Annotated in this window: 21 protein-coding genes; 13 read left to right on the top strand and 8 right to left on the bottom strand. The window is 67.8% G+C overall.

Annotated elements, in window-relative coordinates:
• The first annotated feature begins 252 nt into the window (after nucleotides 1–252).
• Nucleotides 253–1,218, top strand: coding sequence for a magnesium/cobalt transporter CorA (gene corA / locus E8D38_RS15910; RefSeq protein WP_140632828.1), 966 nt, complete (start codon nucleotides 253–255; stop codon nucleotides 1,216–1,218).
• Here corA and E8D38_RS15905 read toward each other — a convergent pair.
• From E8D38_RS15905 to E8D38_RS15880, 6 genes are all read right to left on the bottom strand, one after another.
• On the bottom strand, nucleotides 1,211–2,083 hold the full coding sequence (locus E8D38_RS15905; RefSeq protein WP_140632825.1) for an FAD-dependent oxidoreductase: 873 nt from the start codon (nucleotides 2,081–2,083) through the stop codon (nucleotides 1,211–1,213). The two genes, corA and E8D38_RS15905, sit on opposite strands and share 8 nt — an antisense overlap.
• Complete coding sequence (locus E8D38_RS15900; RefSeq protein WP_140632822.1) at nucleotides 2,080–2,532, bottom strand: nuclear transport factor 2 family protein; 453 nt, start codon at nucleotides 2,530–2,532, stop codon at nucleotides 2,080–2,082. Before E8D38_RS15900 ends, E8D38_RS15905 begins: the two co-directional genes overlap by 4 nt.
• A 21-nt stretch (nucleotides 2,533–2,553) precedes the next feature.
• Nucleotides 2,554–3,330: an SDR family NAD(P)-dependent oxidoreductase gene (locus tag E8D38_RS15895; protein ID WP_140632819.1), complete on the bottom strand. Its 777-nt coding sequence runs from the start codon at nucleotides 3,328–3,330 to the stop codon at nucleotides 2,554–2,556.
• A 77-nt stretch (nucleotides 3,331–3,407) separates the two neighbouring features.
• Entirely contained in the window at nucleotides 3,408–4,628 is a 1,221-nt protein-coding gene (locus E8D38_RS15890; RefSeq protein ID WP_140632816.1) for an SAM-dependent methyltransferase, read from the bottom strand.
• Nucleotides 4,625–5,401 carry a DUF1365 domain-containing protein gene (locus tag E8D38_RS15885; RefSeq protein ID WP_140632813.1) on the bottom strand — a complete coding sequence of 259 codons (777 nt, stop codon included), beginning with the start codon at nucleotides 5,399–5,401 and terminating at the stop codon, nucleotides 4,625–4,627. Before E8D38_RS15885 ends, E8D38_RS15890 begins: the two co-directional genes overlap by 4 nt.
• A complete protein-coding gene (locus E8D38_RS15880) occupies nucleotides 5,402–6,718 on the bottom strand; it encodes an NAD(P)/FAD-dependent oxidoreductase (protein ID WP_140632810.1) in 1,317 nt (438 codons plus the stop codon).
• A gap of 506 nt (nucleotides 6,719–7,224) precedes the next feature.
• Between E8D38_RS15880 and E8D38_RS15875 the strand changes: the two genes are divergently transcribed.
• Nucleotides 7,225–8,094: a ferritin family protein gene (locus E8D38_RS15875; RefSeq protein WP_140632807.1), complete on the top strand. Its 870-nt coding sequence runs from the start codon at nucleotides 7,225–7,227 to the stop codon at nucleotides 8,092–8,094.
• 17 nt (nucleotides 8,095–8,111) lie between these two features.
• On the top strand, nucleotides 8,112–8,534 hold the full coding sequence (locus tag E8D38_RS15870) for an META domain-containing protein (protein ID WP_140632802.1): 423 nt from the start codon (nucleotides 8,112–8,114) through the stop codon (nucleotides 8,532–8,534).
• A 4-nt stretch (nucleotides 8,535–8,538) separates the two neighbouring features.
• On the opposite strand, the gene E8D38_RS15865 is transcribed toward E8D38_RS15870, so the two are convergent.
• Nucleotides 8,539–9,201, bottom strand: coding sequence for a glutathione S-transferase family protein (locus tag E8D38_RS15865; RefSeq protein WP_140632797.1), 663 nt, complete (start codon nucleotides 9,199–9,201; stop codon nucleotides 8,539–8,541).
• Between the two features lie 79 nt (nucleotides 9,202–9,280).
• Here E8D38_RS15865 and rfaE2 point away from each other — a divergent pair, with 79 nt between their 5' ends.
• The 8 genes from rfaE2 to E8D38_RS15825 all read left to right on the top strand — a co-directional run bounded on the left by rfaE2 (nucleotide 9,281) and on the right by E8D38_RS15825 (nucleotide 17,284).
• Nucleotides 9,281–9,775 (top strand): D-glycero-beta-D-manno-heptose 1-phosphate adenylyltransferase, encoded by a 495-nt coding sequence (gene rfaE2, locus E8D38_RS15860; RefSeq protein WP_181179171.1) that lies wholly within the window; start codon nucleotides 9,281–9,283, stop codon nucleotides 9,773–9,775.
• Nucleotides 9,776–9,785: 10 nt separating this feature from the next.
• Nucleotides 9,786–10,520: a 16S rRNA (uracil(1498)-N(3))-methyltransferase gene (locus E8D38_RS15855; RefSeq protein WP_140632794.1), complete on the top strand. Its 735-nt coding sequence runs from the start codon at nucleotides 9,786–9,788 to the stop codon at nucleotides 10,518–10,520.
• 181 nt (nucleotides 10,521–10,701) lie between these two features.
• Nucleotides 10,702–11,103: a type IV pilin protein gene (locus E8D38_RS15850; RefSeq protein WP_140632790.1), complete on the top strand. Its 402-nt coding sequence runs from the start codon at nucleotides 10,702–10,704 to the stop codon at nucleotides 11,101–11,103.
• Between the two features lie 10 nt (nucleotides 11,104–11,113).
• Nucleotides 11,114–11,605, top strand: a complete 492-nt coding sequence (locus E8D38_RS15845; RefSeq protein ID WP_140632787.1) for a GspH/FimT family pseudopilin — start codon at nucleotides 11,114–11,116, stop codon at nucleotides 11,603–11,605.
• Nucleotides 11,602–12,204: a type IV pilus modification protein PilV gene (gene pilV / locus E8D38_RS15840; RefSeq protein ID WP_140632784.1), complete on the top strand. Its 603-nt coding sequence runs from the start codon at nucleotides 11,602–11,604 to the stop codon at nucleotides 12,202–12,204. Before E8D38_RS15845 ends, pilV begins: the two co-directional genes overlap by 4 nt.
• 2 nt (nucleotides 12,205–12,206) lie before the next feature.
• Nucleotides 12,207–13,193: a PilW family protein gene (locus tag E8D38_RS15835; protein WP_140632781.1), complete on the top strand. Its 987-nt coding sequence runs from the start codon at nucleotides 12,207–12,209 to the stop codon at nucleotides 13,191–13,193.
• Between the two features lie 3 nt (nucleotides 13,194–13,196).
• Nucleotides 13,197–13,829, top strand: coding sequence for a pilus assembly PilX family protein (locus E8D38_RS15830; protein WP_140632778.1), 633 nt, complete (start codon nucleotides 13,197–13,199; stop codon nucleotides 13,827–13,829).
• A gap of 59 nt (nucleotides 13,830–13,888) precedes the next feature.
• Nucleotides 13,889–17,284: a pilus assembly protein gene (locus E8D38_RS15825; protein WP_140632775.1), complete on the top strand. Its 3,396-nt coding sequence runs from the start codon at nucleotides 13,889–13,891 to the stop codon at nucleotides 17,282–17,284.
• A gap of 20 nt (nucleotides 17,285–17,304) precedes the next feature.
• On the opposite strand, the gene E8D38_RS15820 is transcribed toward E8D38_RS15825, so the two are convergent.
• Nucleotides 17,305–18,555, bottom strand: coding sequence for a THUMP domain-containing class I SAM-dependent RNA methyltransferase (locus E8D38_RS15820; RefSeq protein ID WP_140632772.1), 1,251 nt, complete (start codon nucleotides 18,553–18,555; stop codon nucleotides 17,305–17,307).
• 197 nt (nucleotides 18,556–18,752) lie between these two features.
• On the opposite strand from E8D38_RS15820, the gene E8D38_RS15815 reads away from it, so the two are divergent.
• Together E8D38_RS15815 and E8D38_RS15810 are read left to right on the top strand one after the other, a co-directional pair.
• Complete coding sequence (locus E8D38_RS15815; protein WP_181179169.1) at nucleotides 18,753–19,889, top strand: ABC transporter substrate-binding protein; 1,137 nt, start codon at nucleotides 18,753–18,755, stop codon at nucleotides 19,887–19,889.
• A 102-nt stretch (nucleotides 19,890–19,991) separates the two neighbouring features.
• On the top strand, nucleotides 19,992–21,011 hold the full coding sequence (locus tag E8D38_RS15810) for a hypothetical protein (RefSeq protein ID WP_140632766.1): 1,020 nt from the start codon (nucleotides 19,992–19,994) through the stop codon (nucleotides 21,009–21,011).
• The last annotated feature ends 2 nt before the right edge of the window (nucleotides 21,012–21,013 follow it).

Genomic DNA, 21,013 nt, shown 5'->3' with positions numbered 1-21,013 from the left:
GCTGCCTCTGCCTTCCCTGGACTCCCGGAGCATTCGGGTTGCTGCATCGCAAGGCCGAATGACATAATTTTCGTTTTCATCAGCGGAGCATCACTTGGACAGCAGTCACCCTCGGTGACCGTCCACTCCAACCGCAGGGCCTGCGTTAGCAGCAGGTGCCGGGTTCTGGGGTGAGGCGGTACCGGTTCCCCACCCCCAGTTCCTCGCCAGGCCAAGTCACGGCGCGTTGCCGTGATGTTTGTTGGAGCCTCCATGTTGAATGTGTTCACGTTGGCCAGCGGCCGGCTGTTTCAGGAAGAGATCGAAAGCGCCGAGGCTCTGGCGCATGTGAAGCCGGTCTGGGTGGATCTGGAAGCGCCGACGCCCGAGGAAAAGGGCTGGCTCGCCGGCCGCTTCGGCCTGTCGATCCCGGACAACATCGTCGACGACGACCTCGAGGAGTCCGCCCGCTTCTACGAGGAAGACAGCGGCGAACTGCACATCCGCACCGACTTCCTGATCGACGATGAGGAGCGCGGCTCGCGCAACGTGCGGGTGGCCTTCATCCTGCACGACAACGTGCTGTTCTCGATTCACACCGAGGACCTGCCGGTTTTCCGGCTGCTGCGCATGCGCGCGCGCCGCATCCCGGCACTGATCGAGGACGCGAAGGACGTGCTGCTCAAGCTCTACGACGCCGACGCAGAGTACTCGGCCGACTCGCTCGAAGGCATCTACGACGCGCTGGAGATGGTGTCGGCCCGCGTGCTGAAGGAAGAAGTGAACGACCAGGCCGCCGGCGAGGCCCTGGCCGCCATCGCCCGCCAGGAGGACTTGAACGGCCGCATCCGCCGCAACGTGATGGACACGCGCCGCGCGGTCAGCTTCATGATGCGTTCGCGGCTGCTCAATGCCGAGCAGTTCGAAGAAGCTCGCCAGATCCTGCGCGACATCGACTCGCTCGATTCGCACACGGCGTTCCTGTTCGACAAGATCAACTTCCTGATGGACGCCGTGGTCGGCTTCATCAACATCAACCAGAACAAGATCATCAAGATCTTCTCGGTGGCCAGTGTGGCCCTGCTGCCGCCCACGCTGATCGCGAGCATCTACGGCATGAACTTCAAGGCCATGCCGGAGCTGGACTGGTCGCTGGGCTACCCGTTCGCGCTGGCGCTGATGCTCGCGTCGGTGGCCGCACCTTTCATCTACTTCCGCCGCAAGGGCTGGCTCAAGTAGAGGCCAGCACCCGCTCGGCCAACGCCCGGCCGCTCGAGACGGCCCGCTCCACGTCGTTCTCGCCGGCTGCGCCGGACCAGGCGTCGCCGCAGGCGCCCAGTCGCAGTCCGGGGCTCCAGCCGCAGGCGTCGGCCAGGGGCTGCAGCACCCTGGCCTGGCGCCACAGGTGGGCCGCAGCGTACGCAGGCCTCGCCAGGCGCCGTCCGGCCGCCTTGCCGAACGCATCGAGCAGGTGCCGCATCACTTGCGCGGCCGGCACGTCCAGGTTGTTGGCGCTCCAGTAGGGGGTGGCCTGCAGCACCCAGCGGCTCGCGTAGCCGGCGACACGGCCGCTGCCCGGGCTGCGTTCTTCTTCGCGCACCTGGCGCAGCGGGGCATCGCAAACCACCGCCTCCGGTTTCAGGCCGAGCGGCGCAGCCCAGGCTGACACGACGCACCAGCAGGGTTCGCTGCGCACGCCGCGCAAGGCGGCCGACAGTTCACCGGCGGGCTGCAGCAGCACGGCAGCCGGCTCGGGCGGCGTCGCGACGATCACTGCATCGAAAGGACCCTCGGGCGCCCGCCCGGCATGGAAGCGCAGGCGCCAGCGCTCATCGCCCGCCGGCTCGATGGCCGCCACCTCGTGCCGCAGAGACAGCCTGGCAGCCAATGCCCGGACTTGTTCGTCGAAAGCCTCGGCGTGCCCCGCAAACCCGGCCGCCCCGTGATGGAACTGGCCTGCAGGCGTGGACAGGCTTGCGCAACGCCCGCCCGGCCGCTCGCCCTGGTCGAACACTGAGACCTCCACCCCGCAAGCTTGCAGGTGCGATGCACACGCCACGCCGGCCACGCCCGCGCCGACGACCGCAACCCGGCGGGCCGTCATGCGTTCACGCGCCGCTTGAGCCAGCGCATCAGGGCGCCCAGCAGCGGCAGCTTCTCGTACAGCTCTTCAGCGGCGTCCCAGTAGTCGCGATGCATCACCACCCGCCCGTCGGCGGCGAACCGCAAATGGGTGCTGCCGCGCACGATCTGCCCGGCTTGCGAGCGGCCCTTGAACCGGAACAGGAAATCCCACACCAGAAAGCACTCGTCACCCTCTGCCACCGCCGCCTTGACGACGAAGCGGGGCTCATGGACCTGCACGAACATGTGGTCGAACACGCGCTGCACGGCCTGCAGGCCGCGCACGTCGTTGAACGGGTCCTTGAAGGTCGCGTCGTCGCTGTAGTGATCACCCAGGTGCGGCACGTCGGCCCGCTGAAGCGACTCGAACAGGCGGACGACTCGTGCGACACGCGGGTCGGGATGATGGGCGGGAGCGGTGGCATGCATCGGCCGAAGTATCCCGCCTCGTCACAGCCCCGTCGCGCGACGCACCGCCGAGAAGTACCAGCCGTGCCCCATATGCTGCAGTGCCTTCAGCCACCAGGTGAAGCGCCGCGGAAAGTGGATCTCGAAGCGCCCGGCCTCCCACCCGGCCACGATTTCGGCGGCGGCCTGTTCCGGCGTCAGCAGCGCCGGCATCCTGAAGCGGTTCTGTGCCGTGAGCGGCGTCTCGACGAAGCCGGGGTTGATGACCGATACGCCCAGTCCCTTTGGTGCCAGGTCGAAGTACAGCGTCTCGGCGAGGTTGATGAGCGCAGCCTTGGTGGGTCCGTAGGCCAGCCCGTTGGGCAGGCCGCGGTAGCCGGCCACGCTACCCACCAGGCTCAGGTGGCCGCGGCCCGCCTCCTGCATGGCCGGCAGCACCGCATCGAGCATGTGCAGCGCACCGACATAGTTGACCTGCTGGTGGCGCAGCATCTCGCCGAGGTCGAACGCAGCGGCCCGCTGTGCCTTGTAGTGCCCGGCGCAGTACATCGCGAGATCGATGCGGCCGAAACGCCGCCGCAGCTGGGCCTGCGCATGCCGCACCGAAGGTGCATCGGCTGCGTCGAGCGGCAGGCACGTGCTGCCCGGATGGGTCGCCACGAAGGCCTGCAGCGCGTTCACGTTGCGTGCCGACACCACCACGCTGGCCCCCAGCGAGTGCAGTCGCGACGCGGTGGCGCGGCCGATGCCGCTGGAGGCACCCAGCAGCCACACCACCTGGCCGGGCCAATGCTCGAAACGCGGATTGAGGCTTGCCATGGTGGGGGCTCAGGGCGTGGTGAACGGTCGAACCCGCAAGACCGGCGAGGCAGGCGCGTCGGGTGATGCCACGGCGTTCAGGGACGCCTCAAGGTGAACTGCACGACATCGGTGTTGCCTGTCGCAAACGCCGCCTCGCAGTACGCGAGATAGAACTCCCAGATGCGCAGAAAGCGGTCGTCGAAGCCGATGCTGCGCACCTGCGGCTCGTGACGCAGGAACCGCTCGCGCCAGCGCCGCAGCGTCTCGGCGTAGTCGCCTCCGAACGCGAAGGTCTTCTCGACCGCCATGCCCGCGCGGGCTGCCTCGGCATGGAAGGCAGCGATGCTGGGCAGCAGCCCTCCCGGGAAGATGTACTGCTGGATGAAGTCGGTGGACTTCACATAGCGCTCGAACAGGTCGTCGCGGATGGTGATGCTCTGGATGCAGGCGCGGCCGCCCGGCTTCAGGCAGCGCTTGAGCATGTCGAAGTAGCCGGCCCAGTACTCGCGACCCACGGCCTCGAACATCTCGATCGAGACGACAGCGTCGAAGGGCGCATCGCTGATGTCGCGGTAGTCCTGCAGGCGCAGGTCGGCCGGCAGTTGCTGGCGCGCCATGCGCTCGCGCGCCCAGGTCAGCTGTTCCTGGGACAGGGTGACGCCCGTGATGCGGGCACCGAAGTCGCGCGCGGCGACCTCGGCCAGGCCGCCCCAGCCGCAACCCACCTCGAGCACCCGGGCGCCGGCGGTCACGCCGGCCTCTACGAGAGCGCGGCGGACCTTGGCCTGCTGCGCCTGCTCCATCGGCTGGCTGCGGTCTGCGCCGAACCACGCGCTCGAGTAGCTCATCGTGTCGTCGAGCCACAGCCGGTAGAACTCGTTGCCGAGGTCGTAGTGCGCGTGGATGTTCTTGCGGCTGCCGCTGCGCGTGTTGCGGTTGAGCAGATGCTTCGCCCGGTACAGCAGCGAGCCCCACCAGCTGCCGTAGAGCAGCGCCTCGATGGCCTTCCGGTTGGCGATGAGGAGCTCGAGCAGGGTCGTGAGGTCGGGCGCGGTCCAGTCGCCTGCGATGTAGCTTTCGGCGAAGCCGATGTCGCCGGACTTCAGTGCAGCGGCGCAGACGTTCCAGTTGCGCAGCCGGATCACCGCTCGCGGGCCTTCGCCGGTCCCGAAGCGGGTCGTGTTGCCGTCGGGGAGCTGGACCTCCAGCGTGCCGTGCCGCAGCTCGCGCAGAAGCCGGAAGATGACACGGGCCGCAGCGGGAGCGGGCGAAGGCAGCGCCGCCGGTTGCGGGGCGTACAGCGTGTTGTTGTTCATGATCGCGACACAGGCAGCTTGGGCGGTTGCGGCTTGGTGAAGAACGGCACGCGCTTGAGCCACAGCTTCAGCGCCTGCCAGTGGATGCGGGCGATGACGCCGAACGTCATCAGCGGCATGCCGAAGAAGGCGCGTCGCATCGCGGCGGCGTCGAGACGCTGCAGGGCACCGCTCACGCTCGTCTTCAGCAACGGGCCGTGGGCATCGTCATGGTCGATACGCACCACCGTGCGAAGCGGATGCGCCGCGCTGCTGCCCGTGCGCATGAACCGGAAGCGGTAGCTGCCTTCGACACGGCAGAACGGCGAGACGTGGAACGTCTTGTTCGCCTGCAGCTCGCGGCCCCAGGCGAGCTCCGCGCCCGAAAGCAGGTAGCAATGGCGCTCGCCGAAGGTGTTGTTCACCTCGACCACGATGGCCGCGAGTGATTCGTCTTCGCGGTGGCAGTACCAGAAGCTCACCGGCTTGAACGCGTAGCCCAGCACACGTGGATAGGTGTGCAGCCAGACTTCGCCTGTTGCATTTGCCAGCCCTTCACGGGCCAGCAGTTCGTCGAGCCAGGCCAGCGCGTCGGCGCGGCCGTCGCCGTGGTCGGCGTCGAAGAAGCTCACCAGCCCGAAGCGGTTGCGGCACAGCGCCGGGTCGGCGCTTTTGCGCAGGCTGCGCATCGGCAGCATCAGGAAGTAGGTGGGGTACGAGAACTCGTGGCGGGCCGGGCGCAACCGGGTGTGGCTCACGGTTCCGAAGCCGATGAAGGACCTTGCGGCGCCCATTCAGGCCACCAGCCTGTCGACGGATGCGGCGGCAAAGCGGGACTGCAGGCCGCGGGCTGCTGCCAGGCCCGACTTGAGGCCGTCTTCATGGAAGCCGTAGCCGGTCCAGGCGCCGCAGAACCAGCTGCTGCGCCGGCCCTGGATCTCTGCGAGTCTGCGCTGCGCGGCGATGGCCGCGAGGTCGAAGACCGGATGGCTGTAGTCATACTCGCCCAGCACTGCCTCGGCCTTCGGTTCGCGCGCCGGGTTGAGCGACACCAGCAGGGGCTGCGAGAACGGCAGCGGCTGCAGCCGGTTGAGGAGGTAGTGAAGGCAGACGGCCGCCTGCTCGCGGGAATGATCGGTGGAGCGTTCGTAGTTCCATGCCGCCCAGGCGAGCTCGCGGCGCGGCAGCACGCCGGTGTCGGTGTGCAGCAATGCGCGGTTGCGGTGGTAGCGGATGGCGCCCAGCACCTCGCGTTCGGCACGGGTGGCATCGTCGCCCAGCAGCGCAAGCGTCTGGTCGCTGTGACAGCCGAACACGACTGCATCGAAATGTTCGACGCCGGAGGGCGTGAGCACCTCCACGCCGGCCGCCTGCTGCTCGGTGCCGAGCCGGCGAACTCCACGCACCGGCGTGCGCAGGCGGGCGTCGGACAGGCGCGGCAGCATCTTCTGCACGTAATTGCGCGCGCCACCGGTCACCGTGTACCACTGGGGGCGGTTCGCCACCTGGATCAAGCCGTGGTTGTGGCAGAACCGGATCATCGTGCCGAGCGGAAATTGCAGCATCTGGTCGGTCGGGCAGGACCAGATGCAGCCGATCATCGGCAAGAAATACCAGTCGCGGAATTCACTGCTGAATCGATGCGTGGCGAGAAAGTCACCGATCGGCTGCAGCAGCGAGACCTCTTCGTTGCGCTCCGCGATGCCGGTGGCCAGGCGGTTGAAGCGCAGGATGTCGGCCAGCATGCGCAGGAAGGCCGGCCGCAGGAGGTTGCGACGCTGCGCGAACACGGTGTTGAGGTCGCAGCCGCTCCACTCCAGGCCGGTGTCCGGCACCTGCACCGAAAACGACATGTCGGACGCGGCCACATCGACCTGCAGTTCGGCGAAGAGGCGCAGCAGTTCCGGGTAGGTGCGCTGGTTGAACACCAGGAAGCCGGTGTCCACCCCGCATCGGCTGCCCTGCAGGCTCACGTCCACGGTGTGGGTGTGGCCGCCGAAGTAGTCGCCCGCCTCGAACAGGGTGACCCGTACGGCGCTGCCGGGCGCTGCAAGGCTCCAGGCGGCAGACAGCCCCGATATCCCCGAGCCTATGACGGCCACTCGCGTCATGCGGCGGGCCCTCCCAACAGCACAGCGGCGGTGAGACCTTGAGGGTCATCACCGCCGCGGGCTGCTATAGAGAACGCTGCGAAGCGCCCAAGAGCCAAGGAGGGAGGGAGGGAGGAGGAGGAGAGATGCTCTAAGGTTGCAACCGGTCGAACCGGAAGGCTTCGCAGCGGAAAGTTGTCTGAATCACGTTCGGCAATCGCCGTGCCCGCAAGACTCCGCTGCCGGACTGGCGCACCACCAATCAGGACCATTCGAGGGACCCCCCGGTCAGTAGTTCCGTGCTCCATTGTTCGTGTCTGTTACCGGTTGCCCGGACATCCTGCGCAGTTCATTTTTTGAACTGTACAGTTCAATTCACAGACTTTCCAGTATTTTTTCCGCGCTTGCCGCGATCTTCGAACGGTACGCGGGCGAGGCGCCCCCGGATGCAGGCCAAAGCCATGGCGTGACGCGGGCGTGACACATCGGCCGCCTACAATGCCGGGCACTTTGCGAGGGCCGTTGCCATGCTGTATCCCGAACTCTTCAGACAACTCGAAGCCGTCCGCTGGAACATGGACAAGGACATTCCTTGGGACCAGTTCGACGCCAGCAAGCTGAGCGAAGAGCAGGCGCAGACGATCAAGATGAATGCCATCACCGAGTGGGCGGCGCTGCCGGCCACCGAGATGTTCCTGCGCGACAACAAGGACGACAGCGACTTCTCGGCGTTCATGAGCGTCTGGTTCTTCGAGGAGCAGAAGCATTCGCTGGTGCTGATGGAGTACCTGCGCCGCTTCCGCCCCGACCTGGCCCCCACCGAGGCCGAACTGCACGAGATCCGCTTCGAGTTCGACCCGGCACCGGCGCTCGAAACGCTGATGCTGCATTTCTGCGGCGAGATCCGCCTCAACCATTGGTACCGCCGCGCCGCCGAATGGCACACCGAGCCGGTCATCAAGGCGATCTACGAAACGCTGGCGCGCGACGAGGCCCGCCACGGCGGCGCGTATCTGCGCTACATGAAACGTGCACTGCAGAAGTTCGGCGACGAGGCCAAGGCCGCCTTCGCCAAGGTGGGCGTGCTGATGGCCAGCGCCCGTCGCACGGCGCAGGCGCTGCATCCGACCAACCTGCATGTGAACGAAAAGCTGTTCCCGCGCGACACCATCCAGAGCCGCCTGCCCGATCCGGCCTGGCTCGAGGCATGGCTCGACAAGCAGATCAAGTTCGACGCCGTGTGGGAGACCAAGGTGGTCGAGCGCATCCTGCACAACCTGAGCCTGCTGATGGAGCGCAGCTTCTCGAGCGTTCAGGAGCTCAACCGCTACCGCAAGGAGCTGATGACCCAGTTGGCCGCCGCCGGCCGTGCGGCACCCGACGCCAGCCCGGCCTGAGCGTCACGGCCCTCGCCATGAAAACAGCCTGGCGGATGTGTGCGGCGGCATCCCTGGTCGCGGGGCTGGCCGGCTGCCAAAGCATCAGCCTGGTGTCGCAGGCGCCGCTGCTGGGCGTGACCTGGACGCTCGTCGAGCTCGACGGCCGGCCGGCGGGCGGTGGACAGGCCAGCCGGCCCGCCACGCTGATGCTTGACGTCGACACGCCCCGAGCCAACGGCTTTGCCGGCTGCAACCAGTTCAGCGGCAACTACGCGCTGCAACCGCCGTCGCTGCAGATCTCCAGCCTCGTCAGCACGCGCATGGCCTGCGCCGGCGACGGCGATGCGCTGGAGCGCCGCTACCTCGCCGCCTTGAGCGCGGCACGCAGCTACCGGCTCGAAGGCAAGGTGCTGCAGCTGCTCCACGAGCAGCGGGTGCTGGCCCGCTTCGAGCGATAGACCCCTACCCCTGGGCCACCTTGGCCGCGATGGCTGCGGTGCGCTGCTGCTGGTCGGCCTTGCGGTCGGCCGCCACCTTTTGCGCGGCGGGCCGCTCCTCGATGAACTTGACGTAGGGCTTCCAGTCGACGCCGGCCTCGGCGACCACGTCGCGGCCATAGACCGCACGGCTGGCCATGGCCGCCACCGGCAGGTGCACATAGGCCGAGCAGTCGGCCAGCGTGAAGCTGCTGCCCGCCACGTAGGGCGAGAACTTCGCCAGCTGCTTGAACGCACGCAGGCCTTTTTCGAGCTGCCCCAGCACCCGCTCGGTGAACTTCTCCGGCAGTGCCGGCATGCCGAAGAACGCCTGGCCGTACAGCTGGCGCGCCACCAGCTCGACATGCAGTTCCAGCACGATGTTGAGCTCACGCACCTTGGCGGCGGCCCACGGGTCCTGCGGCAGGAGCGCGGGCGCAGGCCAGCGCGCCTCCGCGTACTCGACGATCGCCTGGCTTTCGCACAGCGCGCCTTCGTCGGTCAGCAGGTAGGGCACCTTGCCCATCGGCGAATGTTCGAGCGCGCCGCCGGGCACCAGCACCTCCTCGAACGGCACGCCCTTCTCCAGCAGCACCAGCTTGGCCTTGTTGTGATAGTTGGACAGCGGAAAGCCGCACAGCTTGAGCATGGAACGTCTCCTCGGTTGGATGCGGTGCAGTCTATGAGGCGCCCGCCGCCGCGACTGCCGCGCAGGCGACAATGCGCCGATGAGCGACACCCCCCTGCCGCTGCCGGCTTTCTACGACAAGCTGTGCACCCGCGAAATGCTGGCCGAGCGCATTGCCGGACTGCCCCGTCCGCTGGTCTTCACCAATGGCGTATTCGACATCCTGCACCGCGGCCATGTGAGCTACCTCGCGCAGGCGCGGGCCCTGGGCGCGAGCCTGGTGCTCGGTCTCAACAGCGACAGTTCGGCCAGGTCGCTCGGCAAGGGCCCTGACCGGCCGCTCAACGGCGAGGCCGACCGCGCCGCCGTGCTGGCCGCGCTCGAGAGCGTCAGCCTGGTGACGCTCTTCGACGAATCGACGCCGGTCGAGCTCATCAAGCTGGTGCGGCCCGACATCTACGTGAAGGGCGGCGACTACGACATGGAGACGCTCGAGGAAACGCGGGTCGTGCGTGGACGGGGCGGCCGTTCCCTGGCGCTGCCGTTCGTGGAGGGCTACTCCACCACCGCGCTGGTCCGGCGCATCCGCAGCTGAACCCGTCGCCATGCCGAGGTTTTACGTCGATCTGCCGCTTGCGGCCGGACTCGCCGCCGCCCTGCCGGCCGCCGCGGCCCGCCATGCACAGGTGCTACGTCTGCAACCCGGCGAGGCGCTGACGCTGTTCAACGGCGAAGGCGGCGAGTGGTCGGCCGAGATCACCCACATGGGCCGCAGCGAAGTCGCGGTGCAGGTGGGCCGGCACCACGCGGTCGATCGTGAGCTGCCGCTGCCCATCACGCTCGCCGTAGGCATGCCGGCCAACGACCGCATGGACTGGCTGGTCGAAAAGGCCACCGAGCTGGGCGTGGCGGCGCTGCAGCCGCTGGTGTGCGAACGATCGGTGCTGCGGCTGGCCGGCGATCGCGCCGCCAGGAAGGTCGAGCACTGGCGCGGCATCGCCGTCGCAGCTTGCGAGCAGAGCGGCCGCACCCGGCTGCCGCAGCTTGCCCCGGTCATGACGCTGAGCGACTACCTGTCCAGCCTGGAGGACGCGGCGCCGACCCAGCGGTTCGTGCTGAGCCTGCGCCACGCGCGCCCGTTTGCCGAAGCCCTCAGGCCGGCCCTCCATGCCGAAGCCTGCTCGCTGCTGTTCGTGAGCGGGCCGGAGGGCGGGCTGACCGATGCCGAGGAGTCCCTGGCCGACAAGGCCGGCTGTCGGCCGGTGAGCCTCGGCGCACGGACCTTGCGGGCCGATACGGCGCCCCTCATGGCCGCTGCAGCCTTGGCTGCCCTGTTCTAGGTCCGCCGGAACCCTCTGCACAAACTTCAAGTCCGGCCACCCCCTAACCATGGGGGCGGGGCTGTGAATTGCTTCACGAAATTTGTGTTCGCAAGCAGGCGCGCCCGTTCCATTCTTGCCACTCGTCATGCGCCACATGGTTCAATGGGAAAACATCCCACCTGTCGAGCCGAGTCCTGCCATGCCGCCGTCGTTCCGAGGTTTCACGCTGATCGAGGTCATGATCGTCGTGGCCGTGGTGGCCCTCCTTTCGGCCATCGCCTACCCGAGCTACCAGGAGCACGTGCGTCGCTCGAACCGCTCGGCGGCTCAGGCCTTCATGCTCGATGCGGCGGCCCGGCAGCAGCAGCGCCTCATCGACCTGCGCAGCTATGCGCCCGACCTGGCCACGCTGCGGGTGGCTCCGCCCGCGGACGTGGCGCAGCACTACGACTTCGCCATCGCTTTGGTGGCAGGACCGCCCCCGGGCTTCAGCCTGACAGCCACACCGAAGAGCGCCCAGGCAAGGGACAAATGCGGAACGCTCGGCATCGACAACACCGGCAGCAAGAGCGTCAGCACGGCTGCCACGGGCTGCTGGTAGGAGCATCGACATGGACCAGACCCGTCATGGCCGCACCCGCTCTGCGATGCGCGGTTTCACCTTGATCGAACTCATGGTCGTCGTTGCGCTGGCGGCCATCGTCGGCTCGATTGCCGCTCCCTCGTTCCGCGAACTGACGATCAACTCGCGCACGCGCTCGGCTGCCTCGGCCCTGCACGAAAGCCTGTGGCTCGCCCGCAGCGAGGCCATCAAGCGCAACAAGCCGGTGACCTTCACCCTGACGACGCTCGAAAGCGGCTGGACCATCACGCCTGTGGATGACCCGGACCGGGTGCTGCGCAGGCAGGACGGCATGCAGAACCTGGAACTGCACTTCAACCGCGGTACCAGCGCGACCTTTGAGTACAACTCACAGGGAAGGCTCGCCGATGGCGTGGCCGCACTCAAGATGACGCTGTCCGGCTCGGGTGGCCAGGGCAGCCGTTGCATCAGCTTCGATGCGGCCGCGCGGCCCAAGCTCACGGCGGGGGCCTGCGCATGAGACAGCATCGCTTCCAGGCGCGGTCGCACGGCTTCTCGCTCATCGAGGTGCTGGTCACCATCCTCATCCTCGTGATCGGCCTGCTGGGCATGTTCGGCATGCAAAGCCGCGCCAGCGTGGTCGAAATGGAGGCCTACCAGCGCGCGCAGGCGCTCGCGCTGCTCAAGGACATGGAGTCGCGCATCCGCACCAACCGGGCGCAGTTCGACGCGGCCTTCACCGCCGCCTATGCCGACATGGGCAAGCCGCTGGTGTTCGGCACCAACTCCGCCGTGGACTGCACGGACGCCGTGGGCGCCAAGCGCGAGGTCTGCCAGTGGAGCGACGTGCTGCTGGGCGCCGCCGAGACGCTGTCGGCTGCGCCTGCCACGCAGGTGGGCGCCATGATCGGCGCACGCGGCTGTGTGATGGCCCTGCCCGCTCCGACCAACTCGGCGGTGAGCGAGTTCTTCGTCGTGGTGGTCTGGCAGGGCCTCAACCCCTCCGAGGGACCGGATGACGGCACCCCGGCCGCTGTCTGTGCGCAGGACGTCGACTTCGGCAGGGGCCTGCGCCGCTACGCGACGGCGCGCGTGCTGGTGCCCAAGCTGGAGGGTTGATCGTGGCCGCGAAGCGTTGTGTTTCCTGCCACCGCGCGCCGCTTCGGGCGCAGCGCGGTCTCACCCTGGTCGAGCTGATGGTGGCGCTGGCGCTCGGTCTGGTGCTGCTGGCCGCCATGGTGGCGCTATTCGCCAACACCAGCGCCGCACGGCGCGAGCTCGACCGGTCAGCCGAGCTGCACGAGTCGGGACGCTATGCGCTCGATTTCCTGCGCGACGAACTGCTGCATGCGGGCTTCTACGGGCCGCTCACCAGCATCAGTGGAACCGTCGACGAACCCTGCACGACCGACGTGAACAAGTGGCGCGATTCGCTCGCCCTGCACGTGCGCGGTAGCAACCAGGCTGACGCCGGCACGCAGTTCGATTGCATCAAGGCTGTGCGCAAGGCCGGAACCGACGCAGTGTTCATCCAGCGGGCCTCCACCTGCATGGCCGGCGAACCGGGCTGCGCGCCGCAGACCCCGGGCGTGCCATACCTGCAGGTCTCGGGCTGCGGCGAGGAGTACTCGACCCAGCCGTTCGTGGCCGCGGTGGCCACCGGCGACCCGTCGACGTCACCCTTCACGCTGCGCACGAAGGAGTGCGTGGTCACCAAGCCCGCGCCTGTGCGCCAGTTCCTGCGGCGCATCTTCTACATCGGCACGGACGACACGCTCAACTACGTGGACGTCACGCCCGCCGGGCTCACGGCGCCGGTGCTGGTCACTGCAGGCATCGAGAACCTGCAGATCGAGTACGCCGTGGACAGCAACGGCGACGGTTCGCCGGACGACTACACCTCGGCGCCGGCCGTCGCAGACTGGCCCAACGTGGTGGCGAGCCGCCTGTGGGTGCTGTCGCGCGCGATGGACGCCAGCGCGGGCGGAGAAGGCAAGGCCTTCACGCTCGCGGACACGGTGTTCGTGCCGGCCGACAACGATCGATTCAAGCGCCACGTGTTCTCGAGTTTCGTCACCTTCGCCACCCCGCAAGGCATCAGGGAGTAGGCCATGCGCAGGAAGCCTTACCACCACCGGCCTGCCACGGGCCAGCCGCAGCGCGGCGCCACGCTGGTGATCGGCCTGATCATGCTCGCGCTGATCACGCTGATTGCCGTCGCGGCCATCCGCATGTCCACGACCCATGTACAGGTGGTCGGCAACGAACGCTTCAGAAGCGAGGCCACCACCGCAGCCAACTACGCGCTGGACCTCGTGATCAACAACAAGGATTTCGTCGACGCCAAGCTGTCGGCAAATCCGGTCATGGTGAACGTGCTCGATACGCAGGAACAGGCAGCCGCCGGCGCCCTGACGGCCAAGTACGAAGACCCGAGCTGCTCGCGCTATCGCTACATCAAGAATGCGGAGCTCATCAAGACCGTGACCGACGCGAGCGGCAACTCGGTTGCGGTGCCCAAGAGCAAGACCGACCGGGCCTGCTTCAACAACCCCAAGGTCGACATCACGATCGTGGACGAAGCGGTGACGGGCGACCCCAACGCCAACTCCCTGTGCGTGACCACCATGTGGGACGTGGCCGCATCCGTCGAGGACCCCGACACCGGCGCTGCCGTGACTGTCAACCAGGGCATCGAGATGCGCATGGAGATCACCGACGCCGAGAACAGGTGCAAGCCCTGAGCGGCGCATTCGCTTCGGCCCCGCCAGACAGCAAGACAGAAAGGACGGAGGAAACCACCATGTCCGCGACCCCACTCGTGCGCAGCCTTTGCAGCGCCGCCGCCCTGGCCGGCGCACTGGCTGCCGCTTTGCCGACGGCGCATGCCGAAGACATCGACCTGTACGCCGTGGGTGGCGGCAGGGCCGGCGCGCCCAACGTGCTGTTCTTCCTCGACAACACCTCCAACTGGTCGGCGGCCAGCCAGGCCTGGAACAAGACCGCGGTGCGGGCCAAGTGCGGTGGCGACACCACCTGCCAGGGTTATGTGGACAGCGTGTTCGGCTCGGATACCGACCTGAAGCAGGGCCTCGTCGAGGTGCGCGCGCTCAAGCTGGTGGTCAACGAGCTGCTGTGCGGCACCGGCACCAAGCTGAACGTCAACCTGGGCATCATGCTCATCTCGGACTCGGGCTCCACCGAGTCGAGCTCCTGGGCAGGAGGCTGGTTCCCCAAGGCCATCGAGGGCTACGACTCGCCCGGCGTCTGCACACGGCTGATCCAGGTGCTCAACGACCTGGACGCGAACTTCCAGTCGTCCGACTACAAGGCGCCGTCGAACGCGAGCTACGGCGCGGCCATGTTCGAGGCATTCAAGTACTTCGGCGGCTACACCAACCCGGCACGCGCCGGCTCCGAAGTCGCCGGCACGCCCGTCGCACCCTATGCCTTCGGGCCGCAGCGCTACACGCTGCGCCATGCGCGCGAAGACGCCACCGCCTTCGTCGACGGCACCCCCAGCACCTACAGGAGCCCGATCGACGCCGAGGCCGGCACCTGCGCGAAGAACTACCTGGTGCTGGTGGGCAACACCTGGCCGAACCAGGAGCCGCTGAACGCCGCCAAGTACGACCAGCAGCTGGCTCGCCTGGGCTACACCGGACAGATCAAGAGCTCGACAGCCGCCAACCTGCGCTTCGCCGACGAGTGGGCCAACTTCCTCGCCACCACCGACGTGAGCCCGGCCGCCGGCCAGCAGCCGCTGATCACCTACGCCATCGACGTCTTCAACGCGAAGCAGGACTCCCAGCAGTCGGCCCTGCTGCAGGCCATGGCACGGGCAGCCGGCCTCGACGAAAGCGGCTACTACCGCGTAGGCGGCGACCTCAAGGCATTGATCGACGCCTTCAAGAGCATCTTCACGCAGATCTCCTCCACCAACAGCGTGTTTGCGTCGACCTCCCTGCCGGTGAGCGTGAACGCCCAGGGCACCTTCCTGAACCAGGTGTTCATCGGCATGTTCCGCCCCGACGACAAGGCCCGCCCGCGCTGGTACGGCAACATCAAGCAGTACCAGCTGGCACGCAACACCGAGGGCAACATCTTTTTGGCCGATAAGGACAAGAAGCCGGCGCTCGACAACGCCAACACCGGCTTCGTCGACGCCTGCCGCAGCAGCTTCTGGACCACCGACAGCGGCACCTACTGGTCGAGCGTGCCCACGACGCAGACGCCCCTGAGCACCTGCGAGACCAGCCCCTACGAGCGGACCTCTGACCTGCCCGACGGTGCCCTGGTCGAGAAGGGTGGCGCGGCCCAGCTGCAGCGGGCGGCCTCGCCGTCCACCCGCGTGGTCAAGACCTGCTCCAGCCTGGACTGCAGCTCGGTGGTGGACCTGGACAGCACCAGCCTCACCGCTCTGGCCACAGCCACCGGCGTCGCCGCGCCCTCGGCCGACCTCGCGAAATGGATCCGCGGCTTCAACACCGGCGACGGCCCGAAGACCGCCACCGGCGGCTATGAAACTTACGACGCGCTCGGCTCGAGCGTCGCGCGCCCGACCATCCACGGCGACGTCGTGCACGCGCGCCCGCTGGCGGTGAACTACGGCAGCGGCAGCACCAACGACATCGTCGTGTACTACGGCGCCGGTGACGGCCTGCTGCGCGCGATCAACGGCAGCCAGACCGGTTCCACGGCAGGTGCCGAGTTGTGGTCGTTCTTCGCGCCGGAATTCCTGGGCCGCATAAACCGCCTGCGAGAGAACTCACCGATCGTGGCCTATCCGTCGGTGCCCGCGAGCCTCACGCCCACGCCGCAGCCGAAGGACTACTTCTTCGACGGCTCCATCGGCGCCTACCAGTCGCGCAGCGCCACGGGTGCCATCACCGCAGTGCACCTGTACCCCACGATGCGCCGAGGCGGCCGGCAGGTCTACGCATTCGACGCCACGGCCCGGCCCGATCCCGCGCAGCCGAGCTCGATGCCCACGTTCAAATGGAAGTTCGGCTGCCCGAACCTCACCAACGACACCGGTTGCGGCCCTCAGGCAGGTGACCTGGGCCAGACCTGGTCACTGCCGCGCGTGGTGCGCCTGCGCGGGGACACCAAGCGCTACCTGGTGTTCGGCGCGGGCTACGACAACTGCGAGGACACCAACACCTGCGCCACCGATTCGAAGGGTCGCGGCATCTACGTGCTCGATGCCGACACCGGCGCCTTCGCGGCGTTCATCGACCTCGCAGCCAAGAGCGGTGCGGCCGGCCGCGTGGTGGCCGACGTCGTGCCGGTCGACGCCAACGGCGACGGCTATGCCGACGTGATCTATGCAGCCGACACCCAGGGCAACCTCTGGCGTGTGAACATCAGCGACCCGCGGGCCACCACGCCGTACACCGGCTACGCACCCACCCAGTGGGCCGCACGCACGCACCGCATCGCGCGCGTGGCTGACTGGAGCGGCGCAAGCGCCGCGCAGAAGCGCAAGTTCATGAATGCGCCGGACGTGCTGGTGCTCGGCAGCACGGCCTACATCGCCATCGGCACCGGCGACCGCGAGAAGCCGCTGTGGGAAACCGCGGTCATCGGCGTGAAGAACCGCTTCTACGCACTGCGCGACAACTTCAACGTCGGTGCCTCCGGGGTGGAGGCATCGCCGGAGCTCATCGACGCCACCGACTGCGATGCGGCCGGCGACGTGACCCTCAGTTCGGGATGCACCGTGCTGAATGTCACCAGCACCTCGCTCGACTACAGCGAAACCATGGCGAGCCCCACCGTGCGCGGCTGGCTCATCGACCTGTCGGCCACGGCCGAGCAGGTGGTCACCCCGGCCCTCACCACCGGCGGCGCGGTGTACTTCAGCACCTTCCAGCCCAGCGATCCGGGCGCCAAGGGCCAGGCCTGCAAGCGCGGCACGGCGCGCGGCTATGCGATGGACTTCCTGACCGGCGGCCTGCGTGACGGCGACAAGTCGCGCGAGAGCGTGTTCACCACCGACGGCATGCCGCCGCCGCCGATGGCCGGTGTGGTCGAGATCGACGGCCGCAAGGAGGCCATCATCATCGGCGCGCGGCCGCCCGGCGCCGGCTCCGACATCGAAACCGCCGGCGGCTCGACCATCGAGGCCCGCAAGGTGCTCATCAACCTGCTGAAGGCGCGCAAGAAGATCTACCGCTACCAGAAGATCGACAAGTAGGCGCGGGCCTCAGGCTCGCCTCACGCGCCGCCACCCGGCGGCGGTTCGCGCATCGAGCCGGCCACGAGGTCGAAGCGGAACAGCCGGCATTCGATCGGGCCGTTCCACATCACCGTGCGCCGGCTTTCCTTCAGGCGCATGGCCTGGGGCAGCTTCATGTCGGGGCTCAGCACCCAGGCCGTCCAGCCGGCATAACCGCGCTTCCAGTGCGAGGCCAGGCGGGCAAAAAAGTCGGCTGCTTCGGCGCCGCCTTCGAAACCCTCGCGCGCGGCCGGGGCAGTGCGGGCACCGCGCGAGCCCTTGGGCTCGATGCGCTCGCCATAGGGCGGGTTGAGCATCAGCGTGCCGCGTTCGGCAGGCGCCGGGCGCTGCAGCGCATCAGCGGTCTTGAACTGGATGGCATGGCCCACGCCGGCCCGCTCGGCATTGCGGGTGGCGAAGTCGGTCATGCGAAAGCTCACGTCGCCGGCGAAGACCGGCACCGCCGGTGCATGCACCCTTGCACGGGCTGCCTCGCGCAACTGCTGCCAATCGCGCTGCGTCGCGCGGAAGGGCGCCAGCTTCTCGAAGGCGAAGCGGCGGGCGAGGCCCGGCGCCACGCCGCAGGCGATCTGCGCAGCCTCGATGGCGATGGTGCCGGCCCCGCACACCGGGTCCAGCAGTGGGCCGTCGTCGGCGCGCCCCTGCCATCCGGCGGCGGCCAGCATGGCGGCGGCCAGGGTTTCCTTCAGCGGTGCCTCGCCCTTGTCCTCGCGCCAGCCGCGCTTGAAAAGCGCCTCGCCGGAGGTGTCGACGTACAGGCTCGCATGGTCGGCCGACAGGTGCAGCACGAGGCCGAGGTCGGGCCGTTGGGTGTCGACGCTGGGCCGTGCACCGGTGGCCTCGCGCATCACGTCGCACACCGCGTCCTTGATGCGCAGCGCGGCGAAGTTCAGGCTCTTCAGCGGCGAGCGCTGCGCCGTCACGTCCACCCGCAAGGTGTCGCGCGGCGTGATCCAGTCGGCCCAGCGCACGCCACGCCCCAGTGCGTACAGGTCGTCCTCACCCCGATAGGGCGCCGAGGCGACCAGCCACAACACCCGCTGGGCCAGGCGGCTTTCGAGATTGGCGCGCATCGCCAGAAGCTTCAGCGCGTCGGCCGACGGCGCGCCCACCGCGACACCGCCGCGGGCTTCGTCCACCCGGGCCGCCGCGCCCAGGAGTTGGCGCAGTTCGGCGCCCAACAAGGGTTCGACGCCCTGGGCGCAAGACAGGAAAAGGGAAGGCTGCATGGGGCCGATTGTCGGGGCGCCGGGAGGGTCGGGGCGCGAGCCTGTCACACCTGTCAAGCTTTGTCAGCGAAGCGGGCCCCGGTCAGTGATGGAGTGCCCGCTTCGAACTGCCTCAAATCGAGGCATGCTTGTTGCTCTTGGATAATCCGCGCCGCAGCGTGACTGCTTGTTCCAGAAATTGTTGGGGAGGTAACAAATTGAAACGTAGAAACCTGGTGCTCGCCGGGCCCGGCCTGCTTTTGGGCGGCTTGGGACTCACGGTGCCGGCTGCGGTCCGCGCTCAGGCGACTGTCGTCAAGTTCGGCCAGTCCGCCTCGCTGAGCGGCGGCCAGTCGGCCTACGGCAAGGACGTGCAGGACGGCGTCGCCGCCGCCTTCGCCGCGGCCAACAAGGTCGAAGGCTCCAAGGGCCTGCGCTTCGAGCTGGTGACGCTCGACGACGGAGGCGACAAGGAGCGTTGCAGGCAGAACGTCAAGACGCTGGTCGACCAGGGCGTGTCCGCCGTGGTTGGGCTCACCAGCGGCGCCGCGGCCGAAGCCGCGCTGCCGGTGTTCGAGGAGGCCCAGGTCGCCATGCTGGGCACCGCCAGCGGCAACATGGGCATCCGGGCCGCCAAGCTCACCACCGCCTTCCATGTGCGCGCCGGCTACGACGAGGAATACCGCCGCATGGTGCAGTACGTGAAGGATTACGGCTTCACGCGCGTCGGCTACGTCTACCTCAAGGACACCACCCAGGCCAACCAGCTCGCCATGACGGCGGCGCTCGAGGCGGTGGGCGTGAAGCCGACCGTCACCGTGGCCCTCGACCGCAATGCCAAGGGATTCGAAGCCGAGGCCAGGCAGCTGCTCGACGGCAAGCTCGACTGCGTGCTGTTCACCACCAACGCCGGGCCGATCAACCAGATCGTCGACCTCATGCATGCCGCCCGCTATCCGGGGCTGTACTTCTCGTCGTCGTTTGCCGGCCAGGTGCTGATCGACGAGATGGCCAAGAAGGGCATCTCGGTCATCATGACCCAGGTGGTGCCGCGGCCGCACCAGATCGCACTGCCGGTGGTCAAGCAGTACCACGCCGACCTTGCCGCGGTGAACGGCGCCCGCGTGGGCTACACCAGCTTCGAGGGATACATCGCCGGCCTGGTGGCCGTGGAGGCCGCGCGCGCAGCGGCCAGGAACGGCGGCACCAACAAGGCCCGGCTGAAGGAGGCCCTGGCCGGCCTGCGCACCGACCTGGGCGGCTACAAGATCAATTTCACCGGCAGCAGCACGCGCACCGCTTCGCGATTCGTCGAAGTCGTGGCGCTCGACCGCTACGGCCGCGTGATCGGCTGAACAACAACAAGAGTTTCCCCACGGCCGCTCGCGTTGCTCGACTCCAGAGACGACTCGGCGTGCCACTTTTCGTGACGTCGCAGAAATCAGGAGAGGACATCGATGAGACTCGCTTTGCTCGCACAGGCCTGCACATTGGGCCTGTCTGCCGTTCTGAGCAGCGCCGCGGTTGCACAGACCGCGGAAACCCAACAACGCGTCGAACGCGTCGCCGCCACGCTGGCCGCTGAACTGGCCACCCTGTGCCCGGCGGCCGACGTCGGCGACCAGAACGCCTTCGTGGCGTGCAAGCAGGGCCTGTACAAGGACTCGCAGCTCAAGAAGAGCCTGCCTGACTTCGTACTCTGGGGCCGCCAGCGTGACCCGAAGCTCAGGCTGAAGGACACCAAGCTCACCCAGTTCGGCCCGGACGCCTTCACCGGCCTGTACCTGCCGATGTTCATGTTCAACGGCAAGCAGCGGGTCGAATACATCGAGAGCGAAAAGCTCTACCAGATCCGCTTCGAGACGGCCTTCCGCAACCGCCTGCCGCCCGGCCAGTTCCCGTATCCGTTCTGGCACGAGGCCGAGAAGTGGGCGATGTATGAAAAGGCCAACGAGATCATCGTGTGGTGGGACGCTGCCAAGGACCGCGCCAAGGTGATCCAGTTCACCGTGTTCGGCCCCAACGCGCCGATCGCTTCGCACACCCCGGTGGTGCACAAGTTCGACGGCCAGTGGCTGTGGACCGACGACAGCGGCAAGACCCAGCCGCAGGCCACCGTGTTCGACGGCATGTTCCGCGCCGACAACCCCTACATCGGCAAGCTCGACGCGGCCTACAAGACCTTCGCGCTAAAGATGCGCGACGGCAGCTGCAACCAGTGCCACGTGCCCAACAACCCCGACGGCATGAAGAAGCTGGTGCTGCTGCAGACCCCGGTGCATGCCGCTTCCGAGATCAAGCGGGTGCTGAAGACGGTGCGCGCGGACACCATGCCGCTCGACGAGCTGGGTGTCGAGAAGCCGCTCGACAAGGCCACCAAGGAAGCGCTGCTGAAGGAAGGCGTGATCTTCGACCAGCTGCTCGACGAGGCCAAGGCCTGGGAAGCCGCGCAGGACGCGAAGCTGTCGAAGAACTGATC

The organism is Methylibium rhizosphaerae, from assembly GCF_006386545.1.
GTDB lineage: Bacteria > Pseudomonadota > Gammaproteobacteria > Burkholderiales > Burkholderiaceae_C > Pseudorivibacter > Pseudorivibacter rhizosphaerae.
The sequence above is the reverse complement of the archived record's forward strand: the minus strand, read 5'-3'. Positions and strand labels throughout refer to the sequence as shown.